15 protein-coding genes are annotated in these 19,259 nt (G+C 70.5%); 1 reads left to right on the forward strand and 14 read right to left on the reverse strand.

Annotation, left to right across the window (positions count from 1 at the left end):
• Nucleotides 1–203 precede the first annotated feature (203 nt).
• The gene (locus AB0O01_RS13400; protein ID WP_365312935.1) at nt 204–1,142 is read left to right on the forward strand and encodes a M56 family metallopeptidase; all 939 of its coding nucleotides are present in this window, start codon (nt 204–206) and stop codon (nt 1,140–1,142) included.
• 108 nt (nt 1,143–1,250) lie between these two features.
• Here the strand turns inward: AB0O01_RS13400 and recQ are convergent, their stop codons facing one another.
• From recQ to AB0O01_RS13470, 14 genes are all read right to left on the reverse strand, one after another.
• Nucleotides 1,251–3,326 (reverse strand): DNA helicase RecQ, encoded by a 2,076-nt coding sequence (gene recQ / locus AB0O01_RS13405; protein WP_365312937.1) that lies wholly within the window; start codon nt 3,324–3,326, stop codon nt 1,251–1,253.
• 363 nt (nt 3,327–3,689) lie between these two features.
• Nucleotides 3,690–5,339, reverse strand: a complete 1,650-nt coding sequence (gene nuoN, locus AB0O01_RS13410) for an NADH-quinone oxidoreductase subunit NuoN (protein ID WP_365312939.1) — start codon at nt 5,337–5,339, stop codon at nt 3,690–3,692.
• A complete protein-coding gene (locus AB0O01_RS13415; protein WP_365312941.1) occupies nt 5,336–6,907 on the reverse strand; it encodes an NADH-quinone oxidoreductase subunit M in 1,572 nt (523 codons plus the stop codon). The genes nuoN and AB0O01_RS13415 overlap by 4 nt, the downstream gene beginning before the upstream one ends.
• 5 nt (nt 6,908–6,912) lie before the next feature.
• Entirely contained in the window at nt 6,913–8,826 is a 1,914-nt protein-coding gene (gene nuoL / locus AB0O01_RS13420) for an NADH-quinone oxidoreductase subunit L (protein WP_365312943.1), read from the reverse strand.
• Nucleotides 8,827–8,841: 15 nt separating this feature from the next.
• The gene (gene nuoK, locus AB0O01_RS13425; RefSeq protein WP_073940625.1) at nt 8,842–9,141 is read right to left on the reverse strand and encodes an NADH-quinone oxidoreductase subunit NuoK; all 300 of its coding nucleotides are present in this window, start codon (nt 9,139–9,141) and stop codon (nt 8,842–8,844) included.
• Nucleotides 9,138–9,980, reverse strand: coding sequence for an NADH-quinone oxidoreductase subunit J (locus AB0O01_RS13430; protein WP_365312945.1), 843 nt, complete (start codon nt 9,978–9,980; stop codon nt 9,138–9,140). The genes nuoK and AB0O01_RS13430 overlap by 4 nt, the downstream gene beginning before the upstream one ends.
• A complete protein-coding gene (nuoI, locus tag AB0O01_RS13435; RefSeq protein ID WP_365312946.1) occupies nt 9,977–10,579 on the reverse strand; it encodes an NADH-quinone oxidoreductase subunit NuoI in 603 nt (200 codons plus the stop codon). The genes AB0O01_RS13430 and nuoI overlap by 4 nt, the downstream gene beginning before the upstream one ends.
• Nucleotides 10,572–11,939: an NADH-quinone oxidoreductase subunit NuoH gene (gene nuoH, locus AB0O01_RS13440; protein WP_365312948.1), complete on the reverse strand. Its 1,368-nt coding sequence runs from the start codon at nt 11,937–11,939 to the stop codon at nt 10,572–10,574. The genes nuoI and nuoH overlap by 8 nt, the downstream gene beginning before the upstream one ends.
• The gene (locus AB0O01_RS13445; RefSeq protein WP_365312949.1) at nt 11,936–14,440 is read right to left on the reverse strand and encodes an NADH-quinone oxidoreductase subunit G; all 2,505 of its coding nucleotides are present in this window, start codon (nt 14,438–14,440) and stop codon (nt 11,936–11,938) included. Before AB0O01_RS13445 ends, nuoH begins: the two co-directional genes overlap by 4 nt.
• Nucleotides 14,437–15,786, reverse strand: coding sequence for an NADH-quinone oxidoreductase subunit NuoF (gene nuoF, locus AB0O01_RS13450; protein WP_365312951.1), 1,350 nt, complete (start codon nt 15,784–15,786; stop codon nt 14,437–14,439). The genes AB0O01_RS13445 and nuoF overlap by 4 nt, the downstream gene beginning before the upstream one ends.
• Nucleotides 15,783–16,640 carry an NADH-quinone oxidoreductase subunit NuoE gene (gene nuoE / locus AB0O01_RS13455; RefSeq protein ID WP_365312953.1) on the reverse strand — a complete coding sequence of 286 codons (858 nt, stop codon included), beginning with the start codon at nt 16,638–16,640 and terminating at the stop codon, nt 15,783–15,785. Before nuoE ends, nuoF begins: the two co-directional genes overlap by 4 nt.
• Nucleotides 16,637–17,959, reverse strand: coding sequence for an NADH-quinone oxidoreductase subunit D (locus AB0O01_RS13460; protein WP_365312954.1), 1,323 nt, complete (start codon nt 17,957–17,959; stop codon nt 16,637–16,639). Before AB0O01_RS13460 ends, nuoE begins: the two co-directional genes overlap by 4 nt.
• A complete protein-coding gene (locus tag AB0O01_RS13465) occupies nt 17,956–18,696 on the reverse strand; it encodes an NADH-quinone oxidoreductase subunit C (RefSeq protein ID WP_365312955.1) in 741 nt (246 codons plus the stop codon). The genes AB0O01_RS13460 and AB0O01_RS13465 overlap by 4 nt, the downstream gene beginning before the upstream one ends.
• Entirely contained in the window at nt 18,693–19,247 is a 555-nt protein-coding gene (locus AB0O01_RS13470) for an NADH-quinone oxidoreductase subunit B family protein (RefSeq protein WP_362753241.1), read from the reverse strand. Before AB0O01_RS13470 ends, AB0O01_RS13465 begins: the two co-directional genes overlap by 4 nt.
• Nucleotides 19,248–19,259 lie beyond the last annotated feature (12 nt).

A 19,259-nucleotide genomic window follows, 5' to 3' on the forward strand; every position in this document is an offset into this window, starting at 1 on the left:
GTTCCGACGGCTGACTCCAGGGGCCCGGGGCCGTCATACTGGGCGGCGGCGCGCATGTGAGTGACCTGTGTGGGGTGCTCCGCATCGTCCGCTCCGTCCTCATGATCCACGCCATCTCATCGCCTGCCCCTCACTCGCCCTGTCCGCCCCGCCCCGCCCGCCCGAGCCGCCGCCCGTCCCGACCAGGATCCGGAGACCCTGGGATGACCGTCACCCTCCTCCTGCTGACCGTCGTCGGCCTGATGGCCGCCGTGCCGGCACCCCGTGCGCTGACCCGGGCCGAGTGGCCCGAGCGGGAGCCGGTGGTCGGGCTGTGGGTGTGGCAGTGCCTGGTCGCCACGGTCCTGCTGAGCTGTCTCACCGCGCTGACGCTGGGCGCGGCGGCCGTCTTCCAGACCGTCCGCGACCATGTCTTCGCCCCGGCGCCCCCGGCCGTCACCGCCGCCTACGATCTGTCGGCCGCGCCGGTCTGGGCCGTGGTCCTCACCGTGCTGCTGGCCTGCGGCGCGGCCTGGACCACCGCGATGCTCGCCCGGGAACTGGTCGAGGTCCGCCGACGGCGCGGCACCACCCGCGCCCATCTGCGCGAACGCGCCCCCGAGCTGCCCGCCGGGCTGCCCCGCTCGCGAGGCCCGCTGCTGGTGCTGGAGGACGACTACCCGGACGCCTGGTGGCTGCCGGGCCATCCGCCCCAGCTCGTGGTGACCACCGGCGCCCTGCACAAGCTCACCGACCACCAGCTCGACGCCGTCCTCACCCATGAGCGCGGTCACGCCCGCGCCCACCACGACTGGCTGCTGCATCTGTCCACCGCGCTGGCCACCGGCTTCCCCCGGGTTCCGCTGTTCGCCCACTTCTGCGACCAGACCCGGCGACTGGTGGAGCTGGCCGCCGACGACACCGCCTCACGCCGCTGCGGCCACCTCACCACCGCCCTCGCGCTGATCGAGCTGAACCAGCACCGGGGTGTGCTGTCCTGCTCCTCCAGCCACCGGCTGCTGGGCGAGCGCGTCGACCGGCTGCTGGAGCCGAAGCCCCGCCTGAACCGCCGCCGCCGCGCCCTGACCACGACCGCCGCCGCGCTGGTCCCGCTCCTGCCCCTGATCATCACGTTCCTGCCGGGGCTGAACGCCCTGGGCTGAGCCCGCCGACAAGGGTCAGCCCTCCGGGCGGCGAGCAGCAGCTCCACCGGACCGGCCCCTGGGGCGTGCCGGGCGTCGCGGCGCCCGCGAAGATCCGTCGGACCCGCCCTACGCCCAGTCGTCCGGCTCCGGCTCCATCTCCTCGTCGGGCCACAGCTCGTCCCCACCGGACGCAGCCCCGGCCCCGGAGGCGGGTCTGGAGCCACGCCCGGCCCCAGCACCGGCCGCACCACCGGCACCGGCCACCACACCGGCAGCACCGGCACTCACACCGGCACCGGTATCCGCCCCCGCGCTCTCCCCCGGCCGCTCCAGCCCCCCCAATACCTCCAGCACACCCTCCCCGTACGTGGCGAGCTTCTTCTCGCCCACCCCGCTGATCCCGCCCAGCTCCCGCACCGACCCGGGCCACTGGGTCGCGATCTCCCGCAGCGTGGCGTCATGGAAGATGACGTACGCCGGAACGCCCTGCTCCCTGGCCTGCTCGGCGCGCCAGGCGCGCAGTGCCTCGAACGCCGGTGCCAGCGCCTGCGGCAGTTCGGCCGCCGCCGAGGACTTCCCCTTGCGCTCGCCCCGGGAGCCCCCGGACCGGGCCGCTGGTACCTTCTTCGGCTCCTTGCGCAGCGGCACCTCGCGCTCCCGCCGCAGCACCTCGCCGCTCGCCTCGGTCAGCACCAGCGTGCCGTAGTCGCCCTCGACCGCCAGCAGGCCCTGGGCCAGGAGCTGCCGGACCACGCCCCGCCACTCGCCCTCCTCCATCTCCTCGCCGATGCCGAACACCGAGAGCTGGTCGTGGTCGAACTGGATCACCTTGGCCGTCCGCTTGCCGAGCAGGATGTCCACGATCTGCACGGCCCCGAACTTCTGCCCCCGCTCCCGCTGCAACCGCACCACCGTCGACAGCACCTTCTGGGCCGCCACCGTGCCGTCCCAGGTCTCCGGCGGGGTCAGACAGGTGTCGCAGTTGCCGCAGCCGACCGCGCCGGGCTCCTGGCCGAAGTAGGCGAGCAGTTGCCCGCGCCGGCAGGCCGCCGTCTCGCACAGGGCGAGCATCGCGTCCAGGTGCGCCTGCGCGCGCCGCCGGAACGCCTCGTCGCCCTCGCCGGACTGGATCAGCTTGCGCTGCTGGATGACGTCATTGAGCCCGTACGCCATCCAGGCCGTGGACGGCAGACCGTCGCGGCCCGCGCGGCCGGTCTCCTGGTAGTAACCCTCCACCGACTTCGGCAGGTCCAGATGGGCCACGAACCGGACGTCCGGCTTGTCGATGCCCATGCCGAAGGCGATGGTCGCCACCACCACGAGGCCGTCCTCGCGCAGGAACCGCGACTGGTGCGCCGCGCGGGTCCCGGCGTCCAGCCCCGCGTGGTACGGCACCGCCTCGACGCCGTTGCGGGAGAGGAACTCGGCGGTCTTCTCCACCGAGTTGCGCGACAGGCAGTACACGATGCCCGCGTCGCCCGCGTGCTCCTCCCGCAGAAAGCCCAGGAGCTGCTTCTTGGGGTCGGCCTTGGGGACGATCCGGTACTGGATGTTGGGCCGGTCGAAGCTGGCCTCGAAGTGCCGCGCGTCGGGCATGCCGAGGCGCTGGGTGATCTCCTGGTGGGTGGCCCGGGTCGCGGTGGCCGTGAGCGCGATGCGGGGGACGTCCGGCCAGCGCTCGCCGAGCACCGACAGCGCCAGATAGTCGGGCCGGAAGTCATGGCCCCACTGCGCCACGCAGTGCGCCTCGTCGATCGCGAAGACGGAGATCCGGCCGCGCGACAGCAGATTCAGCGTGGCGTCCAGCCGCAGCCGCTCCGGCGCCAGATAGAGCAGGTCCAGCTCCCCGGCGAGGTACTCGGCCTCCACCACCCGCCGCTCGTCGAAGTCCTGCGTGGAGTTGATGAACCCGGCGTTCACCCCCAGCGCCCGCAGCGCGTCCACCTGGTCCTGCATCAGGGCGATCAGCGGGGAGACGACAATGCCCGTGCCCTCTCTGACCAGGGAGGGGATCTGATAGCAGAGGGATTTTCCGCCGCCGGTCGGCATCAGCACCACGGCGTCCCCGCCGGACACCACATGCTCGATCACGGCTTCCTGCTCGCCCCGGAAGGCCTCGTACCCGAAGACCTTGCGGAGCGTCTCCAGCGCCTCGCTGTCGGCTACCGCCGCCATACCACCGATCCCGCCCGTCCCACGCATCGCCGTGCCCCCGTACGTCGTGCTTCGACCACTGCGTCCACGATAGGCCCCTGCACTGACACCGCCGGAGTTATCCACAGACCCACTCCGGCCATCCGGCTCCGCCGGAACCGGCCACCCTCGCCGGACGCCGAAAAACGGGCGGGTCCCGGCTCCCCTGGAAGCCGGGACCCGCCCGCAGCACGGAACTGAAAGCCGGGTCCTGCCCGCGCAAAACCGGAGGCCGGGACCCGCCCGCACGAACCACCCGGTCGGCGCCGCCGCATCTCAGTGCTCCCGCACCTCGGCACGGCCGCGCCTTCGAGTCCCCGCGCCTCGGCACCGCCGCACCTCAGGTGCGCCCGCGCCCCGAGCCCCCGCGCCTCAGCGCACGAACACCCCCGCGGTCCCCGCCAGATCCAGGAAGTACTGCGGCGCCACCCCCAGCACCACCGTGACCGCGACCCCGACCCCGATCGCCGTCATGGTCAGCGGCGACGGGACGGCGACCGTCGGGCCCTCGGGCCGCGGCTCGCTGAAGAACATCAGCACGATCACCCGGATGTAGAAGAACGCGGCGATGGCCGACGAGATCACACCGACCACCACCAGCGGCGCGGCCCCGCCCTCCGCCGCCGCCTTGAACACGGCGAACTTCCCGGCGAAGCCGGAGGTCAGCGGGATACCGGCGAAGGCCAGCAGGAACACCGCGAAGACCGCCGCGACCAGCGGTGATCTCCGGCCCAGCCCCGCCCATTTGGACAGGTGCGTGGCCTCGCCGCCCGCATCGCGCACCAGGGTCACCACGGCGAAGGCGCCGACCGTGACGAAGGAGTACGCGGCCAGATAGAACAGCACCGAGGAGATGCCGTCGGGGTTGGTCGCGATGACACCGGCGAGGATGAATCCGGCGTGCGCGATGGACGAGTAGGCCAGCAGCCGCTTGATGTCGGTCTGGGTGATGGCCACGATGGCGCCGCCCAGCATGGTGAGGATCGCGACGCCCCACATCACCGGCCGCCAGTCCCAGCGCAGGCCGGGCAGGACGACGTAGAGGATGCGCAGCAGGGCGCCGAAGGCGGCGACCTTGGTGGCAGCGGCCATGAAGCCGGTGACCGGGGTCGGGGCGCCCTGGTAGACGTCCGGCGTCCACATGTGGAAGGGGACGGCGCCGACCTTGAAGAGCAGGCCCATGACGACGAGCGCGGTGCCGACCAGCAGCAGGGCGTCGTTGTCCATGGTGTCGGCGAGCGCCGGGGTGACCGTGGGGACCGTGCCGTCGACGACCTGCGCGATCGTGGCGTACGACATGGAGCCCGCGTAGCCGTAGAGCAGGGCGATGCCGAACAGGGTGAACGCGGAGGCGAAGGCGCCGAGCAGGAAGTACTTGACGGCCGCTTCCAGCGAGATCATCCGCTTGCGGCGGGCGAGCGCGCACAGCAGGTAGAGCGGGAGGGAGAAGACCTCCAGGGCGACGAACAGGGTCAGCAGGTCGTTGGCGGCCGGGAAGAGCAGCATGCCCGCGACCGCGAACATCAGCAGCGGGAACACCTCGGTGGTGGTGAACCCGGCCTTCACCGCGGCCTTCTCGGCGTCGCTGCCGGGGACGGCGGCGGCCTGGGCGGCGAAGGAGTCGACCCGGTTGCCGTGCGCCTCGGGGTCGAGGCGGCGCTCGGCGAAGGTGAACAGGCTGACCAGCGCCACGAGCAGGATCGTGCCCTGGAGGAACAGGGTCGGTCCGTCGATGGCGATGGCGCCCATGGCGGCGATGCCGGACTTGGTGGTGGCGTAGCCGTCGGCGGCGAGCGCCACCACCCCGGCGAAGGCCGCGGCGAGCGCCACGACGGCCGTGAAGGTCTGGACGTAGTAGCGGGACTTGCGGGGTACGACCGCCTCGATCAGGATCCCGAGGATCGCCGCGCCGACGACGATCAGGATGGGCGAGAGCTGGGCGTACTCGATCTTCGGCGCGTCGATCTTCGAGATCGGGGTCGCCGCGGTTGTCCACAGGCTGTGGACGGCTGCCGCACTCACCTTGCCGCCTCCACATCGGGCCGGGGGTCCTGCTTCTGGACATCGGACATGGTCTGCTCGACCGCCGGGTTGACGATGTCGGCGACCGGCTTCGGGTAGACGCCCAGGATGATCAGCAGCGCGATCAGCGGGGCGACGACCACGAGTTCCCGGACCCGGAGGTCGGGCATCCTGGCCAGCTCCGGTTTCACCGGGCCCGTCATCGTCCGCTGGTAGAGCACCAGCGTGTAGAGCGCGGCGAGCACGATGCCGAAGGTGGCGATGATGCCGATCACCGGGTAGCGGGAGAACGTGCCGACCAGGACCAGGAATTCACTGACGAAGGGGGCGAGGCCGGGGAGGGAGAGGGTGGCCAGGCCGCCGATCAGGAAGGTGCCCGCGAGGACCGGGGCGACCTTCTGCACTCCGCCGTAGTCGGCGATGAGCCGCGAGCCGCGCCGGGAGATCAGGAAGCCGGCCACCAGCATCAGCGCGGCCGTGGAGATCCCGTGGTTGACCATGTAGAGCGTGGCGCCCGACTGGCCCTGGCTGGTCATCGCGAAGATGCCCATGACGATGAACCCGAAGTGGGAGATCGACGCGTACGCCACCAGCCGCTTCATGTCGCGCTGGCCGACGGCGAGCAGCGCCCCGTAGATGATGCTGATCACGGCGAGGACCAGGATCACCGGGGTGGCCCACTTCGACGCCTCCGGGAAGAGGCCGAGGCAGAAGCGGAGCATCGCGAAGGTGCCGACCTTGTCGACCACCGCGGTGATCAGGACGGCGACCGGTGCGGTGGATTCCCCCATGGCGTTGGGCAACCAGGTGTGCAGCGGCCACAGGGGCGCCTTCACCGCGAAGGCGAAGAAGAAGCCGAGGAACAGCCAGCGTTCGGTGCTGGTCGCCATGGTCAGTTCGCCGCTGGCGCGGGCGGCGGCGATCTCGGGCAGCGAGAAGTTCCCGGCGACGACATAGAGGCCGATCACCGCGGCCAGCATGATCAGTCCGCCGGCCAGGTTGTAGAGCAGGAACTTCACGGCGGCGTAGGACCGCTGGGTGGCGGCCGTCTTCTCGCCGTGCTCGTGGGCCCGGTCCCCGAAGCCGCCGATGAGGAAGTACATCGGGATCAGCATGGCTTCGAAGAAGATGTAGAAGAGGAAGACGTCGGTGGCCTCGAAGGAGAGGATCACCATCGCCTCGACCAGCAGGATCAGCGCGAAGAAGCCCTGGGTGGGGCGCCAGCGCGTGGAGCCGGTCTCCAGCGGGTCGGCGTCGTGCCAGCCCGCCAGGATGATGAACGGGATCAGCAGGGCGGTCAGCGCGATCAGCACCACCGCGATGCCGTCCACGCCCAGTTCGTAGCGGACCCCGAAGTCGGAGATCCAGGAGCGGGACTCGGTGAGCTGGTAGCGGTCGCCGCCGGGGTCGAAGCGGACCAGGATCGCGACGGCGAGCGCGAGCGTGGCGAGCGAGAACAGCAGCGCGAGCCATTTGGCGGCGGTGCGTTTGGCGGCCGGTACGGCGGCCGTGGCGATGGCCCCGACGGCCGGGAGCACCGCCGTCGCTGTCAGCAGGGGAAAGGACATCGGTATCAGACCGCCCTCATCAGCAGGGTCGCGGCGATCAGGAGCGCCGCACCGCCGAACATCGAGACCGCGTACGACCGCGCGAAGCCGTTCTGGAGCCTGCGCAGTCGTCCGGAGAGGCCGCCGACCGAGGCCGCCGTGCCGTTGACGACTCCGTCGACCAGGCTGTGGTCGACGTACACCAGGGAGCGTGTGAGGTGCTCGCCGCCGCGGACCAGGACCACATGGTTGAAGTCGTCCTGGAGGAGGTCGCGGCGGGCGGCCCGGGTGAGCAGCGAGCCGCGCGGGGCGGTGACCGGCACCGGGCGGCGCCCGTACTGGGCCCAGGCGACGGCGACGCCGATGACCATGACGGCGACCGTGGACAGGGTGACGGTCAGGGCGCTGACCGGCGGGTGTCCGTGCTCGTAGCCGGTGATGGGCTCCAGCCAGTTCACGAAGCGGTCGCCGATGCTGAAGAAGGCGCCGCCCGCGACGGAGCCGACGGCCAGCACGATCATGGGGATCGTCATGGACCGCGGGGACTCGTGCGGGTGGGGCTCGTGGCCGTTCTCGTCGGGCTGCCAGCGCTTCTCGCCGAAGAAGGTCATCAGCATCACGCGGGTCATGTAGAACGCGGTGATGGCGGCGCCGAGCAGGGCCACCCCGCCGAGGATCCAGCCCTCGGTGCCGCCCTTGGCGAACGCCGACTCGATGATCTTGTCCTTGGAGAAGAAGCCGGACAGCCCCGGGAAGCCGATGATCGCGAGATAGCCGAGCCCGAAGGTCACGAAGGTGACCGGCATGTACTTCCTCAGGCCGCCGTACTTGCGCATGTCGACCTCGTCGTTCATGCCGTGCATGACGGAACCGGCGCCCAGGAACAGCCCGGCCTTGAAGAAGCCGTGGGTCACCAGGTGCATGATCGCGAAGACATAGCCGATGGGGCCGAGGCCCGCGGCGAGGACCATGTACCCGATCTGCGACATCGTGGAGCCCGCGAGGGCCTTCTTGATGTCGTCCTTGGCGCAACCGACGATCGCACCGAACAGCAGCGTGACCGCGCCGACGATGGTGACGACCAGTTGCGCGTCAGGCGCGGCGTTGAAGATCGCGCCGGAGCGGACGATGAGGTAGACGCCTGCGGTGACCATGGTCGCGGCGTGGATCAGGGCCGAGACCGGGGTCGGGCCCTCCATGGCGTCCCCGAGCCAGGACTGGAGCGGGACCTGGGCGGACTTGCCGCAGGCGGCGAGCAGCAGCATCAGGCCGATGCCGGTGAGCACGCCCTCGCTCGCCCCGCCGATCAGGGCGGGCTCCTCGTGGCCGCCGAGCAGCGGGCCGAAGGCGAAGGTGCCGAACGTGGTGAACATCAGGAAGATCGCGATGGCCAGGCCCATGTCGCCGACCCGGTTGACCAGGAACGCCTTCTTGGCGGCGGTGGCGGCGCTGGGCTTGTGCTGCCAGAAGCCGATCAGCAGATAGGAGGCGAGACCGACGCCCTCCCAGCCGACGTACAGCAGCAGATAGTTGTCGGCGAGGACGAGGATCAGCATCGCCGCGAGGAACAGATTGAGATAACCGAAGAAACGGCGGCGGCGCTCGTCGTGCTCCATGTACCCGATCGAGTACACGTGGATGAGCGTGCCGACGCCGGTGATCAGCAGGACGAACGTCATCGACAACTGGTCGAGGCGGAAGGCGACGTCCGCCTGGAAGCTCTCGACCGGGATCCAGGTGAACAAGTGCTGGATCAGGGTGCGGTCCTCGGCGCCCCGGCCCAGCAGATCGGCGAAGAGGATCACGCCGAACACGAACGAGACGGCCGACAGCAGGGTGCCGATCCAGTGGCCGACCGCGTCGAGCCGGCGTCCGCCGCACAGCAGCACGGCGGCTCCGAGGAGGGGCGCCGCGATCAGCAGCGCAATCAGGTTCTCCACGATTCTTCCGACCCCTTACAGCTTCATCAGGCTGGCGTCGTCGACCGAGGCCGAGTGGCGGGCGCGGAACAGGGACACGATGATCGCGAGTCCGACCACGACCTCGGCGGCGGCGACGACCATCGTGAAGAACGCGATGATCTGTCCGTCGAGATTGCCGTGCATCCGGGAGAAGGCGACGAAGGCGAGGTTGCAGGCGTTGAGCATCAGCTCCACGCACATGAACAGCACGATCGCGTTCCGCCTGATCAGGACGCCGGTGGCGCCGATCGTGAACAGCAGGGCCGCGAGGTAGAGGTAATTGACCGGGTTCACTTGGACGCCTCCTCGGTCCGCTGGAAGTGCGGCGGCTCGATCTCGTCCCGCTCCAGCCGCTCCGCCGAGCGCTGCTCCAGCGCCTTGAGGTCGCTGATGGCCTCGGTGGAGACATCGCGGATCTGGCCGCGCTCGCGCAGGGTCCGGTTGACCGTCAGCTCCGAGGGGGTGCCGTCGGGCAGCAGACCGGCGATGTCCACGGCGTTGTGCCGGGCGTAGACGCCGGGGGCGGGCAGCGGCGGCAGGTGCTTGCCCTCGCGCACCCGCTGCTCGGCCAGCTCGCGCTGGGTCCGGGCGCGCTCGACGCGCTCGCGGTGGGTGAGCACCATGGCGCCGACGGCGGCGGTGATCAGCAGGGCGCCGGTGATCTCGAAGGCGAAGACGTACCTGGTGAAGAGGAGGGCGGCGATGCCCTGGACGTTGCCGCCCGCGTTGGCCGTCGCCAGACCGTCGAACTGGTTCAGCGAGGCGTTGCCGATCCCGCCGACCAGCAGGACGCCGAAACCGAGACCGCACAGCAGGGCCAGCCAGCGCTGGCCCCTGATGGTCTCCTTCAGCGAGTCGGCGGCCGTGACCCCGACCAGCATCACCACGAAGAGGAACAGCATCATGATGGCGCCGGTGTAGACGATGATCTGCACCACGCCGAGGAAGTAGGCCCCGTTGGCGAGGTAGAACACCGCCAGGATGATCATGGTCCCGGCCAGACACAGCGCACTGTGCACGGCCCTCTTCATGAGCACGGTGCACAGGGCGCCGATCACCGCGACCGTGCCGAGGATCCAGAACTGGACGGCCTCGCCGGTGGAGGTGGAGTAGGCGGCGAGCTGCGCGCTCATGCGTCCACCTCCTCGTCCTCGGGCTTCTCGCCCTTGGAGAGCGCGGGCTGCTGGACCGTGCCGGGGGCGGCCTCGGTGACCAGGCCCCGGTAGTAGTCCTGCTCGTCCATGCCGGGGAAGATCGCGTGCGGCGAGTCGACCATGCCCTCCTCCAGACCGGCGAGGAGCTGCTCCTTGGTGTAGATGAGGTTGGCGCGGCTGGAGTCGGCCAGCTCGAACTCGTTGGTCATGGTCAGCGCGCGCGTGGGGCACGCCTCGATGCACAGACCGCACAGGATGCAGCGGGCGTAGTTGATCTGGTACACCCGGCCGTACCGCTCGCCCGGCGAGTAGCGCTCCTCGTCGGTGTTGTCGGCGCCCTCCACATAGATGGCGTCGGCGGGGCAGGCCCAGGCGCACAGCTCGCAGCCGACGCACTTCTCCAGGCCGTCCGGATGGCGGTTGAGCTGGTGCCGTCCGTGGAACCGGGGGGCGGTGGTCTTCTGCTGCTCCGGGTACTGCTCGGTCAGCCGCTTCTTGAACATGGCCTTGAAGGTCACGCCGAAGCCGGCCACGGGGTTCTGGAAACCGGGGTCGGTCTCCTTGGGCTCCTCAGCCATCGGACGCCTCCTTTCCATCCAGCGATCCGTCACTGTGAGTATCGGGCCCGCCACTGACAATCAGCTCCCGCTCCTCGCGGGAACGGCGCCGGGGAACCGGCGGAAGCTCCTGTCCGGGCAGCGGCGGCACCGGGAATCCACCGGCCATCGGGTCGAACCCGGGGCTCTGGCCGGGCGGTTCGGGCGCCGGTGCGCCACGGTCGCGGAAGAGGTCGGCGACGAAGGAGACCAGCAGCAGGACGAGAACGGCGCCGCCGACGTACAGCGCGATGTCGGCGAAGTCGTAGTTCTCGTTGCGCAGCGTCCGCACGGTCGCGACCAGCATCAGCCAGACCAGCGAGACCGGGATCAGCACCTTCCAGCCGAGCTTCATCAGTTGGTCGTAGCGGACGCGGGGCAGGGTGCCGCGCAGCCAGATGAAGAAGAACAGCAGCAGTTGCACCTTGAGGACGAACCAGAGCATCGGCCACCAGCCGTGGTTCGCGCCCTCCCAGAACGTGGAGATCGGCCAGGGGGCCCGCCAGCCGCCCAGGAACAGCGTCACGGACACCGCGGAGACCGTCACCATGTTCACGTACTCGGCAAGCATGAACATCGCGAACTTGATGGACGAGTACTCGGTGTTGAAGCCGCCCACGAGGTCGCCCTCGGACTCGGGCATGTCGAAGGGGGCCCGGTTGGTCTCCCCGACCATGGTGATGATGTAGATGATGAAGGAGACCGGCAGCAGGATCACGTACCAGCGGTCCGCCTGCGCGTCCACGATCGCCGAGGTGGACATGGAGCCCGAGTACAGGAAGACGGAGGCGAAGGCGGCGCCCATGGCGATCTCGTAGGAGATCATCTGGGCGGCGGAGCGCAGGCCGCCGAGCAGCGGGTAGGTGGAGCCGCTGCTCCAGCCGGCCAGGACGATGCCGTAGATGCCGACCGAGGCGACCGCGAGGATGTAGAGCAGGGCGATCGGCAGATCGGTGAGCTGCATCGTGGTGCGCTGGCCGAAGATCGAGATCTCGTTGCCGGCCGGGCCGAAGGGGATCACCGCGATGGCCATGAACGCCGGGATGGCGGCCACGATCGGCGCGAGGACGTAGACCGCCTTGTCGGCGCGCTTGACGATCAGGTCTTCCTTGAGCATCAGCTTGATGCCGTCGGCGAGCGACTGGAGCATGCCCCAGGGGCCGTGCCGGTTGGGCCCGATGCGCAACTGCATCCAGGCGACGACCTTGCGCTCCCAGACGATGGAGAACAGCACGGTCACCATCAGGAAGGCGAAGCAGAAGACCGCCTTGATGACGACCAGCCACCAGGGGTCGCGGCCGAACAGCGAGAGGTCCTCGGCGGCGAGGAAGTACGGGCTCATGCCCCGGCCTCCTTGGGGGCCTCGTCGGCGGGGGCCGCCGGGCCGATACGGACGAGGGAGCCGGGCACGGCACCGGTGTCGGAGGCGACCCCGCCGCCGGTGGAGTTCAGCGGGAGCCAGACCACGCGGTCGGGCATCTCGGTGACCTCCAGCGGCAGTTCGACGGTTCCGGCGGGACCGGTCACCACCAGCGGCTCACCGTCGGCGACACCCGCCTCCACGGCGGTGGCGGCGGACACCCGCGCGCGGGCGGCGTGCCGGGTGCCCGCGAGGGCGCTGTCGCCCTGCTGGAGGACGCCCTGGTCGAGCAGCAGCCGGTGCCCGGCGAGGACCGCCTCGCCCGCGGCCGGACGGGGCGTCTGGGCGCCGCTCTCGCGGGGCTCACCCGCGCGGGGGCCGTCCCAGGAGCCGAGCCGGTCGATCTCCGAGCGGGTGGTCCGCAGATCCGGCAGGCCCAGATGGACGTCCATGGCGTCCGCCAGCATCTGGAGCACCCGGGCGTCGGCCGGCGGCAGAGGGCGGGTCATCTGGTCGGGCTTCAGGGCGGCGTCGAAGAACCGCACCCGGCCCTCCCAGTTGAGGAAGGTGCCCGCCTTCTCGGCGACCGCGGCGACCGGCAGCACCACATCGGCGCGCCGGGACACCTCACTGGGCCGCAGTTCCAGCGACACCAGGAACCCGACCGCGTCGAGGGCCTCCCGCGCGCGGGCGGGGTCCGGCAGATCGGCGGTCTCCACCCCGGCCACCAGCAGCGCCTGGAGTTCGCCGGAGACGGCGGCCTCCACGATCTGCCCGGTGTCCCGGCCGTAGCGGTGCGGGAGTTCGGCCACGCCCCACACGGCCGCGACCTCCTCCCGCGCGCGCGGGTCGGTCGCCGGGCGCCCGCCCGGCAGCAGCGAGGGCAGCGCACCGGCCTCGATCGCCCCGCGCTCCCCGGCCCGCCGGGGGATCCACACCAGCCGCGCCCCGGTCGCGGTCGCGGCCCGCAGCGCGGCCGTCAGCCCGCCCGCCACCGCGGCCAGCCGCTCGCCGACGACGATGACGGCGCCCTCGGCCCGCAGCGCCTGCGCGGCCTCCTCGCCGGGCGCCTCCAGACCGACGCCGCCCGCCAGCGCGTCCAGCCACTCGGTCTCGGTGCCGGGCGCGGCCGGCAGCAGGGTGCCGCCCGCCTTCTGAAGGCCCCGGGTGGTGTGCGTGGCCAGCGAGAACACCCTCTGCCCATGGGCCCGCCACGCCTTGCGCAGCCGCAGGAAGACGCCGGGCGCCTCCTCCTCGGACTCGAACCCGGCGAGCAGCACCGCGGGCGCCTTCTCCAGCAGCCCGTACGTGACACCCGTACCGTCGAGGTCGCGGCCCCGGCCCGCGACGCGGGCGGCCAGGAAGTCGGCCTCCTCGCCGCTGTGGACGCGGGCGCGGAAGTCGATGTCGTTGGTGTCCAGCGCCACGCGCGCGAACTTGCTGTAGGCGTAGGCGTCCTCGATGGTGAGCCGTCCGCCGGTGAGCACCCCGGTACGGCCGCGCGAGGCCAGCAGCCCCTGGGCGGCGATCTGGAGCGCCTCCGGCCAGGACGCCGGTTCGAGATCGCCCTCGGCGTTGCGCACCAGGGGGGTGCCGAGCCGGTCGCGCTGCTGGGCGTAGCGGAACCCGAAGCGGCCCTTGTCGCAGATCCACTCCTCGTTGACCTCGGGGTCGTTGGCGGCGAGCCGCCGCATGACCTTGCCGCGCCGGTGATCGGTGCGGGTGGCGCAGCCACTGGAGCAGTGCTCGCAGACGCTGGGCGTGGAGACCAGGTCGAAGGGGCGGGAGCGGAACCGGTAGGCGGCCGAGGTGAGCGCGCCGACCGGGCAGATCTGGATGGTGTTGCCGGAGAAGTACGACTCGAAGGGATCGCCCTCACCGGTGCCGACCTGCTGGAGCGCGCCGCGTTCCAGGAGTTCGATCATCGGGTCGCCCGCGATCTGGTTCGAGAAGCGGGTGCAGCGGGCGCACAGCACACAGCGCTCGCGGTCCAGCAGCACCTGGGTGGAGATCGGCACCGGCTTCTCGAAGGTGCGCTTCCTGCCCTCGAAGCGGGAGTCGGCCTGGCCGTGCGACATGGCCTGGTTCTGGAGCGGGCACTCACCGCCCTTGTCGCAGACCGGGCAGTCCAGCGGGTGGTTGATGAGCAGCAGCTCCATCACCCCGTGCTGGGCCTTCTCGGCGACCGGGGAGGAGAGCTGGGTCCTGACGACCATGCCGTCCGTGCAGGTGATGGTGCACGACGCCATCGGCTTGCGCTGGCCCTCGACCTCCACGATGCACTGGCGGCAGGCGCCGACCGGGGCGAGGAGCGGATGGTCGCAGAACCGGGGGATCTCGATGCCGAGCTGCTCGGCGGCCCGGATGACCAGGGTGCCCTTGGGCACACTGATCTCCGCGCCGTCGATGGTCAGCGAGACGAGATCCTCCGGCGGGACCGCCGCCTCTCCCCCGCCGGTGGGGGCGCTGGTGGTCACGGTCATGCGTTCACCTCCGGGCGGTCCGCCCAGGCCGTCGACTTGGCCGGGTCGAAGGGGCAGCCCCGGCCCGTGATGTGCTGCTCGTACTCCTCGCGGAAGTAGGTCAGCGAGGAGAAGATCGGTGCCGCCGCGCCGTCGCCGAGGGCGCAGAAGGACTTGCCGTTGATGTTGTCGGCGATGTCGTTCAGCTTGTCGAGGTCGGACAGGGTGCCCTTGCCCGCCTCGATGTCGCGGAGCAACTGGACGAGCCAGTAGGTGCCTTCGCGGCAGGGGGTGCACTTGCCGCAGGACTCATGGGCGTAGAACTCGGTCCAGCGGGTGACGGCGCGCACCACGCAGGTCGTCTCGTCGAAGCACTGGAGCGCTTTGGTGCCGAGCATGGAACCGGCGGCGCCCACTCCTTCGTAGTCCAGGGGGACATCGAGGTGCTCGTCGGTGAACATCGGGGTGGAGGAGCCGCCCGGCGTCCAGAACTTCAGCCGGTGGCCGGGGCGCATCCCGCCGCCCATCTCCAGGAGCTGGCGCAGGGTGATGCCGAGGGGGGCCTCGTACTGGCCGGGGGAGGCGACATGGCCGCTGAGCGAGTAGAGCGTGAAGCCCGCGGACTTCTCGCTGCCCATCGACCTGAACCATTCCTTGCCCTGATTCAGGATCGCGGGAACGGAAGCGATCGACTCGACGTTATTCACCACAGTCGGGCAGGCATAGAGGCCCGCGACAGCAGGGAAGGGAGGACGCAGCCGCGGTTGGCCGCGGCGGCCTTCGAGCGAGTCGAGCAGCGCGGTCTCCTCACCGCAGATGTACGCGCCCGCCCCCGCGTGCACGGTGATGTCGAGGTCGAGCCCGCTGCCCAGGATGTTCTCGCCGAGGAGACCGGCCGCATACGCCTCGGCGACCGCCGAGTGCAGCCGCCGCAGCACGGGGACGACTTCACCGCGGAGATAGATGAAGGCATGCGACGACCTGATGGCGTAACACGCGATGATCATGCCCTCGATGAGGCTGTGCGGGTTCGCGAAGAGGAGCGGGATGTCCTTGCAGGTCCCGGGCTCCGATTCGTCGGCGTTGACAACTAGATAGTGCGGCTTTCCATCGCCCTGCGGGATGAACTGCCACTTCATGCCCGTGGGGAATCCGGCGCCGCCGCGTCCGCGCAGACCGGAGTCCTTGACGTAGGCGATGAGGTCGTCCGGTGACATGGCGAGCGCCTTGCGCAGGCCCTCGTAGCCCTCGTGCCGCCGGTAGACGTCCAGCGTCCAGGACCGGTCCTCGTCCCAGAAGGCGGACAGCACGGGTGCGAGCAGTTTCTCCGGGCTGGTGCCCTTCAGCTCGGGTGCCAAGGTCATCACTCCCCCTCCTCGGCGACCGGCCCCGCCGGGTGGGCGGGGTCCGGTGCCGATGTGTCCTGCGGCGCGTCGGGCGAGCCGGTGGGTCCGGCGGACGGTGCTGCGTCCTCGGGTGCCCCGGGGACCGCGTCGCGCGGGTGGACCACCCGGGCGGCGGCGGTGTCGCCCTTGGCCAGGCGCAGTCCGATCAGGGAGGCGGGTCCGGCGCTGCCGCCCGCGGCGACGGCGCCGTCGCGCTCGTCGGGGAAACCGGCCAGGATCCGGGCGGTCTCCTTGAAGGTGCACAGCGGCGCCCCGCGCGTGGGGGTCACCTCGCGGCCGGCCCGCAGATCGTCCACCAGCCGCTTGGCGCTCCCCACGGTCTGGTTGTCGAAGAACTCCCAGTTGACCATCACGACCGGCGCGAAGTCGCAGGCCGCGTTGCACTCGATGTGCTCCAGGGTGACCTTGCCGTCGTCGGTGGTCTCGTTGTTGCCGACGGCCAGATGCTCCTGGAGCGCCTCGAAGATGGCGTCGCCGCCCATCACCGCGCACAGCGTGTTGGTGCAGACACCCACCTGGTAGTCGCCGGACGGGCGGCGCCGGTACATGGTGTAGAAGGTGGCGACGGCGGTGACCTCGGCCGTGGTCAGGGAGAGCATGTCCGCGCAGAACTGCATCCCGGTGCGGGTGACATGGCCCTCCTGCGACTGGACCAGGTGCAGCAGCGGCAGCAGGGCCGAGCGGGAGTCGGGGTAGCGGGCGATCACCTCGCGCGCGTCCCGCTCCAGTCGGGTGCGGACGTCGTCCGGGTAGGCGGGCGCGGGCAGCTCGGGCATGCCCAGGCTGACGCCGCGCTCCGAAGAAGAGGTGGTCACCGGTCGACGCCTCCCATCACGGGGTCGATGGACGCGACGGCGACGATGACATCGGCGACCTGGCCGCCCTCGCACATCGCCGCCATGGCCTGAAGGTTGGTGAAGGACGGGTCGCGGAAGTGGACCCGGAAGGGGCGGGTGCCGCCGTCGGAGACGGCATGCACCCCGAGTTCGCCCTTGGGCGACTCGACGGCGGTGTACGCCTGGCCGGGCGGGACCCGGAAGCCCTCGGTGACCAGCTTGAAGTGGTGGATCAGGGCCTCCATGGAGGTGCCCATGATCGTCTTGATGTGGTCGAGGGAGTTGCCGAGCCCGTCGGGGCCCAGGGCGAGCTGGGCGGGCCAGGCGATCTTCTTGTCGCCGACCATGACCGGGCCGGGCTCCAGCCGGTCCAGGCACTGCTCGACGATCCGCAGCGACTGGCGCATCTCCTCCAGTCGGATCAGGAAGCGGCCGTAGGAGTCGCAGGTGTCGGCAGTCGGGATGTCGAAGTCGTAGGTCTCGTAGCCGCAGTACGGCTGGGACTTGCGCAGGTCGTGGGGCAGGCCGGTGGAGCGCAGGATCGGACCGGTGGCGCCGAGCGCCATGCAGCCGGCCAGGTCCAGATAGCCGATGCCCTGCATCCGCGCCTTGAAGATGGGGTTCCCGGTGGCGAGCTTGTCGTACTCGGGAAGGTTCTTGCGCATCTTCTTGATGAAGGCGCGGATCTGGTCGACCGCGCCGGGCGGCAGGTCCTGGGCGAGTCCGCCGGGGCGGATGTAGGCGTGGTTCATGCGCAGACCGGTGATCAGCTCGTAGAGGTCGAGGATCATCTCGCGGTCGCGGAAGCCGTAGATCATGATCGTGGTCGCGCCCAGCTCCATTCCGCCGGTGGCGATGCACACCAGGTGGGAGGAGAGCCGGTTCAGCTCCATGAGGAGGACGCGGATGATCGTGGCGCGGTCGGGGATCTCGTCCTCGATGCCGAGGAGCTTCTCGACGGCCAGGCAGTAGCCGGTCTCATTGAAGAAGGACGTCAGGTAGTCCATGCGCGTGACGAAGGTGGTGCCCTGCGTCCACGTGCGGAATTCCAGGTTCTTCTCGATGCCGGTGTGGAGGTAGCCGATGCCGCAGCGGGCCTCGGTGACCGTCTCGCCGTCGATCTCCAGGATCAGCCGGAGCACTCCGTGGGTGGAGGGGTGCTGGGGGCCCATGTTGACGACGATGCGTTCGTCGTCGGCGCGGGCCGCGGACTGGACGACCTCGTCCCAGTCGCCACCGGTGACCGTGTAGACGGTGCCCTCGGTGGTCTCCCGCGGCGTTGCGTGCTGCGTGCTCATGAGTACGACCTCCGCTGGTCCGGAGCCGGGATCTGGGCGCCCTTGTACTCGACGGGGATGCCGCCGAGGGGGTAGTCCTTGCGCTGCGGATGGCCCTGCCAGTCGTCCGGCATCATGATCCGCGTCAGGGCGGGGTGACCGTCGAAGACGATGCCGAAGAAGTCGTAGGTCTCGCGCTCGTGCCAGTCGTTGGTCGGGTAGACCGGGACCAGCGAGGGGATGTGCGGGTCGCCGTCGGGGGCGCTGACCTCCAGCCGGATCAGCCGGTTGTGGGTGATCGAGCGCAGGTGGTAGACGGCGTGCAGTTCGCGGCCCTTGTCGTGCGGGTAGTGGACGCCGCTGACGCCCGTGCACAGCTCGAAGCGCAGGGCCGGGTCGTCGCGCAGGGTGCGGGCGACGCGGACCAGGTGCTCGCGCTCGATGTGGAAGGTCAGTTCACCGCGGTCGACGACGGTCTTCCCGATGGCGTTCCCGGGGACCAGGCCCTGTTCCTCCAGGGCGCCCTCCAGCTCGTCGGCGACCTCGTCGAACCAGCCGCCGTAGGGGCGGGCGGAGGCGCCGGGGAGGCGGACGGGGCGGACCAGGCCGCCGTAGCCGGAGGTGTCGCCGCCGTTGTTGGCGCCGAACATGCCGCGCTGGACGCGGATCTCCTCGCCGCCCTCGCCGCGCCGGGCGGGGGGCGTCCCGGGGGTCACCCCGTTCGGGGCCCCGCCCCCGGTGCCGTTGGCGTCGCTCATCGCAGCAGCCCCTTCATCTCGATCGTCGGCAGGGCCTTCAGCGCCGCCTCCTCCGCCTCCCGGGCCGCCTCCTGGGCGTTCACCCCGAGCTTGGAGTTCTGGATCTTGTGGTGGAGCTTGAGGATCGCGTCCAGCAGCATCTCCGGACGCGGCGGACAGCCGGGGAGATAGATGTCGACCGGGACGACATGGTCGACGCCCTGCACGATGGCGTAGTTGTTGAACATGCCGCCCGAGGACGCGCAGACGCCCATGGAGATGACCCACTTGGGGTTCGGCATCTGGTCGTAGACCTGCCGCAGCACCGGCGCCATCTTCTGGCTGACCCGCCCGGCCACGATCATCAGGTCGGCCTGGCGCGGTGAGCCGCGGAAGACCTCCATGCCGAAGCGCGCGAGGTCGTAGCGGCCGGCGCCGGTGGTCATCATCTCGATGGCACAGCAGGCGAGGCCGAAGGTGGCCGGGAAGACGGACGACTTGCGCACCCAGCCCGCGGCCTGCTCGACGGTGGTCAGCAGGAATCCGCTCGGCAGCTTTTCTTCGAGTCCCATGGCTAAAGGCCC

Source organism: Streptomyces sp. NPDC093252 (assembly GCF_040683675.1).
In the GTDB taxonomy this organism is placed as follows: Bacteria; Actinomycetota; Actinomycetes; order Streptomycetales; family Streptomycetaceae; genus Streptomyces.